Below are 14673 nucleotides of genomic sequence, written 5' to 3' on the forward strand. Positions count from 1 at the left end.
CTCAGTAATTGGCCCGCAGGTCCAGGCCCTGGTAGAGGCTGGCGACCTGCTCGGCGTAGCCGTTGAACATCAGGGTTTTGCGCTTGGGACTGAACAGGCCGTCTTCGCCGATGCGCCGCTCGGTTGCCTGGCTCCAGCGCGGATGCGGCACATCCGGATTGACGTTGGCGTAGAAGCCGTACTCTTGCGGCGCGGCGTTCATCCAGGAGCTGACCGGCTGTTTCTCCACCAGCCGGATGGCCACCAGCGACTTGGCCGACTTGAAACCGTATTTCCAGGGCACGGCCAGGCGCACGGGCGCCCCGTTCTGGTTGGGCAAGACCTTGCCGTAGACGCCGAACACCAGCATCGTGAGCGGGTGCAGGGCTTCGTCCAGGCGCAGCGCCTCGACGTACGGCCAGTCGAGCACGCTGGAACGCACGCCCGGCATGGTGTCGCGCTGCACCGCGGTGACGAACTCGACATACTTGGCGTTGCCGGTGGGTTCGACCCGCTGCAGCAGCGTCGACAGCGAATAGCCCACCCACGGAATCACCATGGACCAGCCCTCGACGCAGCGCAGCCGGTAGATGCGCTCTTCCATGGGCGCCAGCTTGAGCAGATCGTCGATGGCGTAGACGCCGGGCTTGCCGACCTCGCCTTCGATCGCGATTTCCCACGGCCAGGTGCGCAACCGGCCCGCGTGGGCGGCCGGATCGCCCTTGTCGAGGCCGAATTCGTAGTAATTGTTGTAGGTGGTGACGTCCTTGAAGGACGTGGGCTTGTCCACCACCGCATAGCGGGAATTGGGCGCGCCCGGCAAGGCGGCATCCTGTGCGAAGGCCGCGCGCTGCGCCCAGCCGGGCAGGCCCAGCGCCGCGGCGGCCAGGCCGGCGCGCGCAATCCAGTCGCGCCGTCCCTGCCAGACCGTCTCGGGCGTGATCTGCGACGACGGGATATCAGAGGGCTTGCGTATCAGCATGGAGATCTCCGGTGTAGGCGGGCATGCCGCCCGCTCTTACCCAAATAGACGGTGGCGTGCGCCGCGCTATTCCGTCGCCGGGCGACGGCAGCGCGCGCATGGCGCCGATCCAGGTAAGACAGCGCACCGCGCCGGCCGTTCCCGCAGCCGGATCGCCTACACGCTCTCGATGCGGCCCGGCGAGCGCGCCAGCAGCCATTCGCGCAACACGGCCACGCTGTCGACCACCGCCTGCGGGGCACAGGCCTCCAGCTCCGCCAAGGTATGGGCGCCATAGGCGACACCCAGGCCGTGCACGCCGGCGTTGGCCGCCATCTGCAGGTCGTGCGAGGTATCCCCCACCATGACCACGGCGTCGGCCTCGTGCCCGAGCTCGTGCATGAGTTCCTGCAACATCGCCGGGTGGGGTTTGCTGAAGGTTTCATCGGCCGTGCGGGTGGCGTCGAACAGCGGCCCGAGCCCGGTGGCGGCCAAGGCCCGGTTCAGCCCCACGCGGCTCTTGCCGGTGGCGACCGCCAGGCGGACGTCCTGGCTGGCCAGGTCGGCCAGCAGTTCGCGCACGCCTTCGAACAGGCGCAGCTCCGAGTCGCGCAGCAGGTAGTGGGTCCGGTAGCGCTCGAGAAAACGCGGCACCATGGCCTGCGTCAATTCGGGCACGGCCCGGCGCAGCGCGCTTTCCAGCGACAGGCCGATCACCCAGCTGGCCGACGACGCCGACGGCACAGGCAGGTCCAGATCGCGGCAAGCCCCCTGTATGGCCGCCACGATGCTGTGAGTGGAATCCATCAAGGTTCCATCCCAATCGAATACCACCAACGAATAACCCATGGTCAGGCCGTCTCCAGTTGTTTCAACAGCTTGAGGCAGGCGGGCGGCAGGTCCGCCGTCAAGCGCAAGGTTTCTCCCGTGAGGGGGTGAGGCAGCGTCAGCTGGTGTGCGTGCAGGAACATGCGTCCGAACCCGCGCCGCGCGAACGCGGCCCGGATTTCATCCGTCCCGCATTTATCATCGCCGACGATGGGAAAGCCGCTGGACGCCAGGTGCACGCGGATCTGGTGGGTGCGGCCGGTGCGCAGCTCGGCATCGACCAGACTGTAACCGCCAAAACGCTTCCTGAGCGTGACAATGGTGTGGGCGGCCTGCCCCGCCTGGTCGACCCGTACGCGGCGCTCGCCGGACTGGGTGGTCCATTTGGTCAGCGCCAGGCGGATGTGCTGGCGGTCGTTGACCCAGTCGCCCTCCACCAGCGCCAGATAGTGCTTGTCGCCCTTGCCTTCGCGCAGCATGGCGTGCAGCGCCAGCAGCGCGCTGCGTTTCTTGGCGAGCATCAGCAGGCCGGAGGTCTCGCGGTCCAGGCGGTGCACCAGCTCCAGGAAGCGGGCCTGCGGACGGGCGGCCCGCAACTGCTCGATGACGCCGAAGGACACGCCGCTGCCGCCATGCACCGCCACGCCCGCCGGCTTGTCGATGACCAGCAGCGCATCGTCTTCGTACACGACGGGAAATTCCGCGCCGGGAACCGGCCTGGTCGCGCCCGGGTCGGGCAGGCGCAGCGGCGGTACCCGTACGACATCCCCCTCGACGAGGCGGTATTCGGCCGAGATGCGTCCCTTGTTTACCCGCACTTCACCGCCGCGGATGGCCTTGTAGATATGGCTCTTGGGGACGCCCTTGCACAGCCTGAGCAGGAAATTATCGATACGCTGGCCATCGTGCTCGGGGCCGATTGCCAGCATGCGGACAGCGGGTGGCGTGGTGCCAGGGGAAGTTTCTTTGCGCATTGCGGAAAGCGACATATAATCGGGACAGCCTTAAGGGGCTGAACAGCCGCCTGGCGTTGAGATGCAATATTCGTTAGCGTCTCCGTCGGACGCGCAGGCCGCATTGTACTGCCTGCTCGTTCAGCTCCGGGGTCTCTTGGTCGCCGGCGCAAGCGCGGCCTGTCGGACGGTGGTGTGGCACGATGCCCGCCTTCCTGGCAGCCCCCTTGCAAGCCGCAAGCGTCTCTGAAGCAACGCAAGAATCGTCGCAGATTTATATAAAGCACCAGGTGCGTACGGGTACCCAATCCCGCCGCAACTGACGTTCACAGCACTCATCCGTCAACCACTCAGTGAAGCTGACCCTCCTGCTGCCCGAACCCCGTGCCCTACGGCACGACGTGCCCGCCTGACCCGCGGCGGATACGCCTGGGCGGCCGCCCAGGTACGGTCCGCATTCTCTTGCCCGCTACAGTCCGCAGCCCGAGTGACCCGAGGTCACGCGCCGATATCGGCGCGTCATGACAACGGAGAACACCACTCATGAAGCGCATGCTGTTTAATGCGACGCACCAGGAAGAACTGCGCGTTGCAATCGTCGACGGTCAGAAACTGATCGATCTCGACATCGAGACTGCCGGTCGCGAACAACGCAAAGGCAACATCTACAAAGGCGTCATCACCCGCATCGAACCCGGCCTGGAAGCGTGCTTCGTCAACTACGGCGAAGACCGCCACGGCTTCCTGCCGTTCAAGGAAGTCGCGCGCAGTTTCTTCAAGGAAGGCGTGGACGTGCGCACCGCACGCATCCAGGACGCCCTGCGCGAAGGCCAGGAGCTGATCGTCCAGGTCGAGAAGGAAGAGCGCGGCAACAAGGGCGCCGCCCTGACCACGTTCATCTCGCTGGCCGGCCGCTACCTCGTCCTGATGCCGAACAACCCGCGCGGCGGCGGCGTATCGCGCCGCGTCGAAGGCGAGGACCGCCAGGAACTGCGCGACACCATGGAGCAGCTCGATGTCCCCCAGGGCATGAGCATCATCGCGCGCACCGCCGGCATCGGACGCAACGTCGACGAACTCCAGTGGGACCTGTCCTATCTGCTGCAACTCTGGACCGCCATCGACGGCGCGGCGCGCGACAATGCCGCCCCGATCCTGATCTACCTCGAGTCCAGCCTCGTCATCCGCGCGATCCGCGACTATTTTTCGCCCGAGATCGGCGAAATCCTGATCGACACCGACGAAATCGCCGACCAGGCCACCGCCTTCATGAGCGTGGTCATACCGGACAACGTCCAGCGCGTCAAACGCTACCGCGACGACATCCCGCTGTTCTCGCGCTTCCAGATCGAACACCAGATCGAAACCGCGTACTCGCGCACCGTGCAGCTGCCCTCGGGCGGCGCAGTGGTCATCGACCACACTGAAGCCCTGGTTGCCGTGGACGTGAACTCGGCCCGCTCCACGCGCGGTGCGGACATCGAGGAAACCGCGCTGCGCACGAACCTGGAAGCCGCCGAGGAAGTGGCCCGCCAGTTGCGCCTGCGCGACCTTGGCGGCCTGATCGTGATCGACTTCATCGACATGGAGGACAGCAAGAACCAGCGCGCCGTCGAACAGCGCCTGCGCGATGCCCTGCATTTCGACCGCGCCCGCGTCCAGATGGGCAAGATCTCGCGCTTCGGCCTGATGGAGCTGTCGCGCCAGCGGCTGCGTCCGGCGCTCAACGAAGGCTCGCACATCACCTGCCCGCGCTGCAACGGCACCGGCGTGATCCGCGACGCCGAGTCCAGCGCCCTGCACGTGCTGCGCCTGCTGCAGGAAGAAGCCATGAAGGAAAACACCGCGGCGGTGCACGCCCAGGTGCCGGTCGACGTGGCCACCTTCCTGCTGAACGAAAAGCGCGCCGACATCACCAAGATGGAAGCCCGCCTGAAGGTCAACCTGGTGCTGATTCCCAACAAGCACCTGGAGACGCCGCATCACCATATCGAACGCCTGCGCCACGACGATCCGCGCCTGGAAGAAACCAAGACCAGCTTCGAGTTGGCCGAGGCCCCGGCCACCGACCTCACCTGGCAGCCGCGCGAGCACGAGATCAAGGCGCGCCCCGAAGCGCTGGTCAAGGGCATCACGCCCGCGCAGCCCGCCCCGGTGTCCACGCCCGCCCCCGCCAAGGCGCCTGCCGCCGCGGCGGCCGCCCAGGGCGGACTGGGCGGCTGGTTCAAGCGCCTGACCTCCTGGCTGGGCGGCAGCGCCGAGCCGGCCAAGACCGAAACCAAGTCCGAAGACGAAAAGCGCGGCGCGAACCGTGCGCGGCGCGCCCACGACGGCCAGAACCGCCGCGGCGAACGCCACGGCTCGGACCGCAACCGCCATCGCCGCAATGAGCCCCGCGGCGAACACGCCGAGAGCGGCGACGCGCGTCATCACGTGCGCGGCGGACGACGCCAGGAAGAGCGCGGTGAACGCGGCGAGCGTGGCCAGAAGGAAGCCCGGACCGAACGCGAGCAGACCCAGCAACAGCAGGCAGCCGGCCAGCCGCGCCAGGAACGCCCCTCGACCGCCGAGACCGGCGAAGAAGGCGGCCGTGGCCGTGGTCGTCGCGGCCGCGGACGCGGCCGTCGCGAGGAAGGCCAGACCGACACGCCCATGACCGAGCAGGAAAACATGGTGGCGGCACTGGCCGAAACCGTGGCGACCGCCCTGCCCGAAAAGCGCCAGGCGGCGCCCGCGCCGGCGGCCGCCGCTGCCGCGGCCCTGACGGTGGCCGAAGCCGCCAGCAGCAATGAGCAGGCTCCCGTGACCGAGGATGCCGACGGCATCGACGGTATCGACGCCAATGCCGACGCCGGCGCCGAAACGGGTACCGATCCCGAGCGCAAGCGTCGCCGTCGTCGCAGCCGCCGTGGCCGCCGCAGCCAGGAAGACGGCAGCACGGTCAATGCCGAAGGCGTCGAAGGCGCCGACGACGAGCAGGCCGACGCGCCAGCGGGCGTAGCGGACATCGAGACGCCTGCCCAGCCGGCCGAGCCCGAGACCGTGGCCGCCCCCGTGGCAGTCAGCGTGGCCGCCGACGAGCCCGCCGCCACGATCGAGACCGCCGCCGCCGAGCCTGCCGCGCCGCAAGCTACCGAGGCGCCCCAGGCCGAACCCGTGGTTGCAGCCGCCGACACCGCCCCGCAAGCGGTCCAGCCCGTGCAAGCGGAACTGACGCCGGTCGAAACGCCGCAGGCGCAAGCCCAGCCGGCTGAGCCGGCAGCGGCCGCCCCGGTGGAAACGGCTCCGGTGGAAACGGCCCCGGTGGAAACCGCTCCGGTGGAAACCACCCCGGTCGAAGCCCCGGTCAAGCCTGCCGAGCAGGCCGCGGCCCCGGTCGAAGCCGAAGCGCCCGTCGCCCAGCCAGAGAAGACGCCCGAGCCCGCCGCCGTCCGTCCCGCCGCAGCCATCGTGGTGCCGGCGCAAGCGGCCGCACCGGCAACCGGCGCGCTGCACGACGTCCTCGACGCCGCCGGCCTGACCTGGGTCGAAACCGATCCGGAACGTCACGCGCAAACCCAGATGCGCATCGCCGCGGCCGCCACGCCGGCGCGCCTGGGCCGCGAGCGCAAGCCGGTGGCTTCGGTTTCCAACGAACCGTTGGTGCAAGTCGAAACGCGTCACTGACGCACAAAGCGGGTTGCGGCAGCGCCGCAACCCGCTTTTTCCTGCTGTGCCCCACACGCGCGCAATGCGCGGCGCTCAGAGCCCCAGGAACTTGAACGGCGCGGCCTGCTCGAAATGCGCGTTGGCCTGACCGGAATAGATATGGGCCTGATCGGGGCCAAGATCCAGCTTCATCACCTTCCCGCTTTCCGCCGAGAAATCCAGCGCGCCCAGATCGATCCAGAAGATATTGGGGGTCAGCGCCGACTCGAAGAAGTAGCGCTTGCGCTTGTGGTCGGCGACCGTGCGCCAACGCGTCGATGAAATATTGGGCTGGTCGGGCGTGGTAATGCCATACGGCACGGAAACGTTGCGGATCACGCTAAATACGCTGGCTATCGCCTCGACGGGATCCTCGCTCTTGGGAATCGCGTTCACGTAGAAATACGCGCGCGCGTAGCGATCCGATGCCCGGTTCGTGCCGGGCAGCATCACGGTGCCGCCGATCTGCTTCCAGTATTCGTTCAGCGCCAGCTGCTTGTCGAAGGTCGGCGAGTTGGTCATCACCTGGTAGGCGCGGTTGTGGTGGATGACCTGCTTGCCGTCGATATATTCGATGATGGCGCTGTCGCCGCTGGCGTCCGACAGGGACAGATGCAAGGTGGCCGGCCGCTGCTCGCCGGGCACATTGTCCGTGACGACGGTGAACGGCTCGCTCGCCAGCGTATCGACGGCTTCGCACACGCTCGCGAAGTTGTCCAGCACATATTGCGCCCAGGCGGCCAGGGTCAGCCCGGGTGTCTTGCCATCGTATTCGGGGTACGAGGACTCGGCCAGCCACAGCACGTTGGCGACCAGCCCGGCCTCGTTCATGCCGTCGGTGGTGGAAATATCGTAGCCCGACGCGATGACGCTGCCATGCTTCGACGTCCACTGGATCGAATTCGGACCAGCCTGGCCCGAGCGCTGCATGCCGCGCGGGAAGGCCCACAAGTTGGTCCCGACATCCACTTTCCAGTCCATCGAACGGGCGGTGATCACCTCGTCGTTGGCGCCGTGATAGACAAAGCGCGTGCATGCCGAAGACGCCGGCATGGCCAGCAGGCTGGCGCACAGCAGGGTGACGGCACCTATCGTGCCAGGCCGGGATCGCCGGAAAATCATAAGACCACTCCTCGGGTGCCTGTCCCCGCAGGGGGACTGGCACCCGCCAATTGTCCCCGCTGCGGCAAGGGTGCCTGTCCCCGCAGGGACAGGCACCCCGCCATACGCCATGGACGCTAGCTGTGAACTGTCAATAGGTTGTATTCGTCCAGGTTGAGTCTGGAGATGGGTACAGCGCGCCCGATGCCTTGGTGGGGTCGATGCCAGTTGTAGTGGTGTAGCCAGGATTTCATGGCATCGGCTCGGTGTTGGGAGTTCTGGTAGGTGTGAGCGTAAGCCCACTCACGCAAGGCCGACTGGATGAAGCGTTCGGCCTTGCCATTGGTCTGTGGGCGGTAAGGTCGGGTAAAGCGGTGCTTGATGCCCAGCTCATGGCACAGCGCGGCGAAGGCGCGGCTGCGAAAGGCCGAGCCATTGTCGGTGAGCAAGCGCTGGATGGTCACGCCCAGGCGCTGGTAGTAGGCCACTGCGTCCTTGAGGAACTGGACGGCGCTGGGGAAGCGCTCGTCGGGGTGGATGTCGGTGAAGGCCACGCGGGCGTGGTCATCGATGGCCACGAAGACGAAGTCCCAGCCGGCCCCCTCAACGGTATCGCGTCGGTTGCCCGTGACCCGGTGGCCAGGGCGCTGGATACGTCCCAGCTTCTTGATGTCGATGTGCAGCAGATCGCCGGGGGCCTGATGCTCGTAGCGCACCACCGGCTCGGCCGGCTCCAGGTCGGCCAGGTGCGACAGACCGGCGCGGGCCAGGACGCGGCTGACGGTGCTGGCTGACACGCCCAGCGCCTAGGCGATGCGCGCTTGGGTCAGCCGCTTGCGGCGCAGCTCCACGATAGCCAGCGCCTTGGCCGGCGCAATCGCTCGGGGCGAGACCGTCGGGCGCGAGGACGCATCGGCCAAGCCCGCCTGGCCCTGAGCCAGGAAGCGGCCCAGCCATTTGCGCACAGTCGGCGCGGTGACCCCATAGGCGCGGGCCGCTTCAGGCACACAAACTTGATGGGCGATCAATTGCTGGACCATTTCGAGTCGACGTAGGAAGGTCAATCGGGCATGCTTATGGGTGTTCATCCGGCCGGGCTCCTTGAGTGAACTGGGGAGTTGGCGATTTCCAGTTTCTCAAATCCGGTTCGGATGAACCATGCATACAACCTATTGAATCTTCACAGGTAGCCTGCCAAACGGTATCTGTCCCCGCATGGAGACAGGCATCCGGCACTGTCGCGCCGTCCGCCTCGATACTACCCGATGGGTTCAGAAAAAAACCCGCCAGTGCCCCGGCGGGTTTGCAATGACTTGCCGCCCCAGGGACGGCCTTGCTCAGAACTGGTACGTATAGGTCAGCTGCACGATATCCAGGCCGGGGTTCGGTTCCTTGATGCCGGCGTTCGAGAAATGCGAATAGCGCAGGCCGATACGATTGCTGGGCGTCAGCAGGAAGCCCAGTCCGATATGGTCGCCAAACTGGAAGGCCGAACCGATGCGCTTGTCGGCGAAGCTGGTGCTGCTGAAAACCGTGGCGCCGATGCCGGCCTCGATGTAGAAGCGCTCGCCGGTCCACCAGCGGAACATCGGAATGGCGCTGGCCTGCCACACGTGGCCGGGCGAGCGCGAGCCGTCGGCCCACCAGTACGACGCGCCCAGTTCGGGGGTCAGGTCCAGGCGGCCCCAATTTCCGCCGAACTGGTGGCTCCAGAGCGTGGGAGTTTCGTAGTTCAGCGTGACGCGCTGATAGTGGTCGCCAATACCGTAATGCAGGCACCCCGCCCTGAGTGGGCTGCGCCTGGGCGGTGGCACATGCCAGGGCCAGTGTAACGATGCCGAACAGGGGCTTGTTTTTCTTGAGAAATTGCATGAACGCTCCACAAAATCTGCGAATTCGATACGCGCTAAACCTTAGCAGAAAATGTCCGCGGCCAGCACGGACATCTGTCTTAATCTGGCAACACTGCGTCCCGGAATTCGACATCGCGCGGTACAGTCCCGCCGCATTCCTCGCATGCATGGAAAAATAACAACGCCCGGCCTGGGCCGGGCGTTCGCAGGCACTGCCGGCGGGCAGCCTCAGGCGGCAGCCACGATGTCGGCCGACTCGTTGCCAAGCAGGGCCAGCAGGCGGGCGATTTCCTCGCGCAACTGGCGCCGGTCCACCACCATGTCGATGGCGCCCGTCTTCAGCAGGAACTCGGCGCGCTGGAAGCCTTCGGGCAGCTTCTCGCGCACGGTCTGTTCGATCACCCGCGGGCCGGCGAAACCGATCAGCGCCTTGGGTTCGGCAATCACCACATCGCCCACGAAGGCGAAGCTGGCCGACACGCCGCCCATGGTGGGATCGGTCAGCACGCTGATGAACGGCAGCCCCGCGGCCGACAGGCGCGTCAGCATGGCGTTGGTCTTGGCCATCTGCATCAGCGACAGCAGGCTTTCCTGCATGCGCGCGCCGCCCGAGGCGGCCACACAGATGAACGGCGTCTTGTTCTCCAGCGCGGCCTGCACGCCACGCACGAAGCGCTCGCCCACCACCGAGCCCATGGAACCGCCCATGAACTCGAATTCGAAGCAGGCCAGCACCGCCGACACGCCGCGGATCGAACCGCTCATGACGACCAGCGCGTCGGTCTCGCCCGTCTGCTTCATGGCTTCCTGGACACGTTCGGGATACTTGCGCGAGTCCTTGAACTTCAGGGTATCGACCGAGCGGGTGGTCTGGCCGATCTCGACCCGGCCCTCGATATCGAGCAGGGAGTCGATACGCGCGCGCGCACCGATGCGCATGTGGTGGTCGCATTTCGGACACACATGCAGATTGGCGGCGAGGTCTTCGCTGTACAGCACCGATTCGCACGAGGGACATTTGACCCACAGCCCTTCCGGCACGCGACGCGCGCCGCTGTCGCTGTTCTTGTTGATGCGCGGAGGCAGGAGTTTCTCGATCCAGCTCATAGGTTGGTATCCCGTAGGTGACTTGCTTGCGCGGGCTCAGGCCGGCGCGTTTTCTCGTTTGACGTCATCCAGCGCCAGCCGGATGGTGTGCAGCCATTGCTGCGCCGCCGCGATGGCGGCCTCGTTTTTCTGGTCCGCGCCGGCCTGGGCGCCGGCCTGCTCCATGGTCTCGATCAGCTTGCTGCCGATGACCACGGCGTCGGCGTGCGCGGCGATGCGCTGCGCGCTGGCCGCGTCGCGGATGCCGAAGCCCACGCCCACCGGAATGTGCACGTGGCGGCGGATCAGCGCCAGCTTGCGCGCGACGTCGTCCGTATCCAGGCTGCCGGCGCCCGTGACGCCCTTGAGCGACACATAATAGACGTAGCCGCGCGCCACGCGGCCGATCGCCTCGATGCGGGCCTCGGTGGAGGTGGGCGCCAGCAGGAAGATCGGCGCCACGCCGGCTTCGGCCAGCATGACCGCGAACTCGTCGACCTCTTCGGGCGGATAGTCGACCACCAGCACGCCGTCGACGCCGGCCGCCTGCGCGGCCTGCGCAAACGCCCGCTGGCCCATGCGTTCGATCGGATTGGCATAGCCCATCAGCACTACCGGCGTGACGCTGTCGTCCCGGCGGAAGTCGGCCACCAGCTCCAGCACGCGGCGCAGCCCGACGCCCTGGGCGATGGCGCGCTCGGCGGCGCGTTGCACCACCGGACCGTCGGCCATGGGGTCGGAGAACGGCACGCCCAGCTCGACCAGGTCGGCGCCGGCGCGCACCAGCGCGTGCATCAGCGGTACCGTCGCCTGCGGCGACGGGTCGCCGGCGGCGATGTAGGGGATCAGGGCCGCCGCGCGGCCGGCCTCGGAAACCCGCGCAAACGCGGCGGCAATTCGGTCAGTGGTAGTCATAGGTCAGAGCTGAAGGCCCGCGCGCTCGGCCACGGTGTGCATGTCTTTGTCGCCCCGGCCGGACAGATTGACCAGGATGACCTTGTCCTTGGAAAGCGCAGGCGTCATTTTCACGGCCTGCGCAATGGCGTGCGCGGACTCCAGCGCCGGCATGATGCCCTCGATGCGGCAGCAATCGTGGAACGCCGCCAGCGCCTCGTCGTCGGTGATGCCCGCGTACTCGGCGCGGCCGCTGTCCTTGAGCCATGCATGCTCCGGCCCCACGCCGGGATAATCCAGCCCGGCCGACACCGAATGGGTTTCCTGCACCTGGCCGTCGGCATTCTGCATGACATAGGTGCGGTTGCCGTGCAGCACGCCGATCTGGCCCGCCGCCAGCGACGCCGCATGGCGGCCGGTTTCCATGCCCTCGCCCGCCGCCTCGACGCCGATCAGGCGCACGTTCTCGTACGGGATGTAGGGATGGAAAATGCCCATGGCGTTGGAGCCGCCGCCCACCGCCGCGACCACATAGTCGGGCTGGCGGCCGATGACTTCGGGCATCTGGGTCAGGCACTCCTGGCCGATGACGGTCTGGAAGTCGCGCACCATGCGCGGGTAGGGGTCGGGCCCGGCCACCGTGCCGATGATGTAGAACGTATTCTCGATGTTGGTGACCCAGTCGCGCATGGCTTCGTTCAGCGCGTCCTTCAGGGTGCACGAGCCCGAGTCCACCGGCACCACCGTGGCGCCCAGCAGCTTCATGCGATAGACGTTGGAGGCCTGGCGGCGCACGTCCTCGCTGCCCATGAACACCACGCATTCCATGCCATAGCGGGCCGCCACCGTGGCCGTGGCCACGCCGTGCTGGCCGGCGCCGGTCTCGGCGATGACGCGCGGCTTGCCCATGCGCCGCGCCAGCAGCGCCTGGCCGATGCAATTGTTGACCTTGTGCGCGCCCGTATGGTTGAGGTCTTCGCGCTTGAACCAGATCTGCGCGCCGCCCAGGCGCTGCGACCAGCGGCTGGCGTGGTAGACCGGGCTGGGCCGGCCGACGAAATGCTTGAGCTCGTAATTGAACTCGTCGATGAAGCTGGGATCGACGCGGCACTGGTCATAGGCCGCGCGCAGCTCGTCTAGGGCGTGCATCAGCGTTTCCGCCACAAACACACCGCCATAGGGGCCGAAATGGCCCCGGGCATCCGGAAGGTCGTAAGGTTTCACCAGGAATCTCCCCGGGGTGCCGCCGCGCCAGGCGCGGCGGACCGGTTTCGCAACCCGTCATTTTACCCGAGAGGCGCGCCCCCGGCCGGGGATGCCTCCCCGGACGTCGCTAGCTGTGATGTCTCAATAGGTTGTTCATCCAGGCCGGACCTGGGATGCTGTGGTTACCACGCCATCGCAACTCAGGGCAGGACACTGGATGAACAACCATAAGCATGCGCGATTGACCCGCCTAGGTCGAGCCCTTCTTGTTAACAGGGTGATGCAACAGAACTGGACGATGAGGCAGGCCAGCCAGGCGGCAGGGGTGAGCCTGCGCACCGGTTACAAGTGGCTTGCCCGCTTCCGAAGCGAAGGTCTGGACGGCCTGCTTGACCGCAGTTCTCGCCCGCACCGCAGCCCGAAGGCCTGTGCGCCCGAGCAGGTTGAGCACTTCGCCCAGCAGCGCCGCCAGCGTCTGCCGCTGTGGCGCATCGCGCGTGAAGCCGGCCGCAGCCTGGCCACCGTGGCGCGGTATATGGAACGCATCGGCCTGAGTCGACTCGCCTCGTTGGAGCCGCCGGCGCCGGTGCGCCGCTATGAACGCGCCAGCCCAGGCGAGCTGCTGCACATCGACACCAAGCGGCTGGGCCGCATCCGGGGCGTGGGCCATCGCATCACCGGCGATCGGGCCCAGAACCGCAACCGCGGCATTGGCTGGGACGCTGTGCACCTGGCCATCGATGACTTCTCGCGCGTGTCCTTTGCTCGCATCCTCGACGATGAAGGCGGCGATCAGTGCGCTGAGTTCCTGCGCCAAGCCACCGCCTACTACGCCAGTCTGGGCGTGCGCATCGACCGCGTGATGACCGACAACGGCAGCGGCTACGTCTCCAGGACCTTTCGGGCGGTGTGCGTGGAGCTGGGAATCCGTCACATCCGCACCCGCCCCTACACCCCCAAGACCAACGGCAAGGCCGAGCGCCTCGTGCAGACCTGCTTACGGGAGTGGGCATACGCCAGGCCCTACACGAGCTCAGCCGAACGACAGGCTGCCTTGCAGCCCTTCATTGACCGCTACAACTGGTATCGGCCACACTCCGCTCTCGGACATCAGCCACCCATCACGCGTATCCCAGATGTGAATAACCTATTGAGAATCGACAGCTAGATGTGAACTGTCAATAGGTTGTATTCGTCCAGGTTGAGTCTGGAGATGGGTACAGCGCGCCCGATGCCTTGGTGGGGTCGATGCCAGTTGTAGTGGTGTAGCCAGGATTTCATGGCATCGGCTCGGTGTTGGGAGTTCTGGTAGGTGTGAGCGTAAGCCCACTCACGCAAGGCCGACTGGATGAAGCGTTCGGCCTTGCCATTGGTCTGTGGGCGGTAAGGTCGGGTAAAGCGGTGCTTGATGCCCAGCTCATGGCACAGCGCGGCGAAGGCGCGGCTGCGAAAGGCCGAGCCATTGTCGGTGAGCAAGCGCTGGATGGTCACGCCCAGGCGCTGGTAGTAGGCCACTGCGTCCTTGAGGAACTGGACGGCGCTGGGGAAGCGCTCGTCGGGGTGGATGTCGGTGAAGGCCACGCGGGCGTGGTCATCGATGGCCACGAAGACGAAGTCCCAGCCGGCCCCCTCAACGGTATCGCGTCGGTTGCCCGTGACCCGGTGGCCAGGGCGCTGGATACGTCCCAGCTTCTTGATGTCGATGTGCAGCAGATCGCCGGGGGCCTGATGCTCGTAGCGCACCACCGGCTCGGCCGGCTCCAGGTCGGCCAGGTGCGACAGACCGGCGCGGGCCAGGACGCGGCTGACGGTGCTGGCTGACACGCCCAGCGCCTGGGCGATGCGCGCTTGGGTCAGCCGCTTGCGGCGCAGCTCCACGATAGCCAGCGCCTTGGCCGGCGCAATCGCTCGGGGCGAGACCGTCGGGCGCGAGGACGCATCGGCCAAGCCCGCCTGGCCCTGAGCCAGGAAGCGGCCCAGCCATTTGCGCACAGTCGGCGCGGTGACCCCATAGGCGCGGGCCGCTTCAGACACACAAACTTGATGGGCGATCAATTGCTGGACCATTTCGAGTCGACGTAGGAAGGTCAATCGGGCATGCTTATGGGTGTTCATCCGGCCGGGC

The 14673-nt window shown here is 66.7% G+C and carries 10 protein-coding genes and 2 pseudogenes; 2 read left to right on the plus strand and 10 right to left on the minus strand.

Features of this window, described 5'->3' with window-relative positions:
- Position 1: 1 nt before the first annotated feature.
- From msrP to BN118_RS13665, 3 genes are all read right to left on the minus strand, one after another.
- Positions 2–961 (minus strand): protein-methionine-sulfoxide reductase catalytic subunit MsrP, encoded by a 960-nt coding sequence (gene msrP, locus BN118_RS13655; RefSeq protein WP_010929831.1) that lies wholly within the window; start codon positions 959–961, stop codon positions 2–4.
- Between the two features lie 156 nt (positions 962–1117).
- Positions 1118–1789: an HAD family hydrolase gene (locus BN118_RS13660; RefSeq protein WP_010929830.1), complete on the minus strand. Its 672-nt coding sequence runs from the start codon at positions 1787–1789 to the stop codon at positions 1118–1120.
- Positions 1790–1791: 2 nt separating this feature from the next.
- Entirely contained in the window at positions 1792–2757 is a 966-nt protein-coding gene (locus tag BN118_RS13665; RefSeq protein ID WP_023853155.1) for an RluA family pseudouridine synthase, read from the minus strand.
- Between the two features lie 507 nt (positions 2758–3264).
- On the opposite strand from BN118_RS13665, the gene BN118_RS13670 reads away from it, so the two are divergent.
- Positions 3265–6387, plus strand: a complete 3123-nt coding sequence (locus tag BN118_RS13670; RefSeq protein WP_014905943.1) for an Rne/Rng family ribonuclease — start codon at positions 3265–3267, stop codon at positions 6385–6387.
- A gap of 75 nt (positions 6388–6462) precedes the next feature.
- On the opposite strand, the gene BN118_RS13675 is transcribed toward BN118_RS13670, so the two are convergent.
- The 6 genes and pseudogenes from BN118_RS13675 to trpB form a co-directional block, all read right to left on the minus strand.
- The gene (locus BN118_RS13675) at positions 6463–7530 is read right to left on the minus strand and encodes a linear amide C-N hydrolase (protein ID WP_014905944.1); all 1068 of its coding nucleotides are present in this window, start codon (positions 7528–7530) and stop codon (positions 6463–6465) included.
- 116 nt (positions 7531–7646) lie between these two features.
- Positions 7647–8597: pseudogene (locus tag BN118_RS13680) on the minus strand (IS481-like element IS481 family transposase).
- Positions 8598–8846: 249 nt separating this feature from the next.
- Positions 8847–9381: pseudogene (locus BN118_RS13685) on the minus strand (acyloxyacyl hydrolase).
- 209 nt (positions 9382–9590) lie between these two features.
- Positions 9591–10469 carry an acetyl-CoA carboxylase, carboxyltransferase subunit beta gene (accD, locus tag BN118_RS13690; RefSeq protein ID WP_003813843.1) on the minus strand — a complete coding sequence of 293 codons (879 nt, stop codon included), beginning with the start codon at positions 10467–10469 and terminating at the stop codon, positions 9591–9593.
- 36 nt (positions 10470–10505) lie between these two features.
- Positions 10506–11363: a tryptophan synthase subunit alpha gene (gene trpA, locus BN118_RS13695; RefSeq protein WP_003821334.1), complete on the minus strand. Its 858-nt coding sequence runs from the start codon at positions 11361–11363 to the stop codon at positions 10506–10508.
- Positions 11364–11366: 3 nt separating this feature from the next.
- Positions 11367–12566 carry a tryptophan synthase subunit beta gene (gene trpB, locus BN118_RS13700; protein ID WP_010931555.1) on the minus strand — a complete coding sequence of 400 codons (1200 nt, stop codon included), beginning with the start codon at positions 12564–12566 and terminating at the stop codon, positions 11367–11369.
- Between the two features lie 199 nt (positions 12567–12765).
- Here trpB and BN118_RS13705 point away from each other — a divergent pair, with 199 nt between their 5' ends.
- Positions 12766–13716, plus strand: coding sequence for an IS481 family transposase (locus tag BN118_RS13705; RefSeq protein WP_014486105.1), 951 nt, complete (start codon positions 12766–12768; stop codon positions 13714–13716).
- Here BN118_RS13705 and BN118_RS13710 read toward each other — a convergent pair.
- Entirely contained in the window at positions 13713–14663 is a 951-nt protein-coding gene (locus tag BN118_RS13710; protein ID WP_014905945.1) for an IS481-like element IS481 family transposase, read from the minus strand. The two genes, BN118_RS13705 and BN118_RS13710, sit on opposite strands and share 4 nt — an antisense overlap.
- Between the last annotated feature and the right edge of the window lie 10 nt (positions 14664–14673).

The organism is Bordetella pertussis 18323 (assembly GCF_000306945.1).
Classification (GTDB): Bacteria; Pseudomonadota; Gammaproteobacteria; order Burkholderiales; family Burkholderiaceae_B; genus Bordetella; species Bordetella pertussis.

Excerpts from the sequence above, each read along its gene's own strand:
- msrP (WP_010929831.1), bottom strand. The coding sequence starts at position 961 with ATGCTGATACGCAAGCCCTCTGATATCCCGTCGTCGCAGATCACGCCC.
- BN118_RS13660 (WP_010929830.1), bottom strand. The coding sequence starts at position 1,789 with ATGGGTTATTCGTTGGTGGTATTCGATTGGGATGGAACCTTGATGGAT.
- BN118_RS13665 (WP_023853155.1), bottom strand. The coding sequence starts at position 2,757 with ATGTCGCTTTCCGCAATGCGCAAAGAAACTTCCCCTGGCACCACGCCA.
- BN118_RS13670 (WP_014905943.1), top strand. The coding sequence starts at position 3,265 with ATGAAGCGCATGCTGTTTAATGCGACGCACCAGGAAGAACTGCGCGTT.
- BN118_RS13675 (WP_014905944.1), bottom strand. The coding sequence starts at position 7,530 with ATGATTTTCCGGCGATCCCGGCCTGGCACGATAGGTGCCGTCACCCTG.
- accD (WP_003813843.1), bottom strand. The coding sequence starts at position 10,469 with ATGAGCTGGATCGAGAAACTCCTGCCTCCGCGCATCAACAAGAACAGC.
- trpA (WP_003821334.1), bottom strand. The coding sequence starts at position 11,363 with ATGACTACCACTGACCGAATTGCCGCCGCGTTTGCGCGGGTTTCCGAG.
- BN118_RS13705 (WP_014486105.1), top strand. The coding sequence starts at position 12,766 with ATGAACAACCATAAGCATGCGCGATTGACCCGCCTAGGTCGAGCCCTT.
- BN118_RS13710 (WP_014905945.1), bottom strand. The coding sequence starts at position 14,663 with ATGAACACCCATAAGCATGCCCGATTGACCTTCCTACGTCGACTCGAA.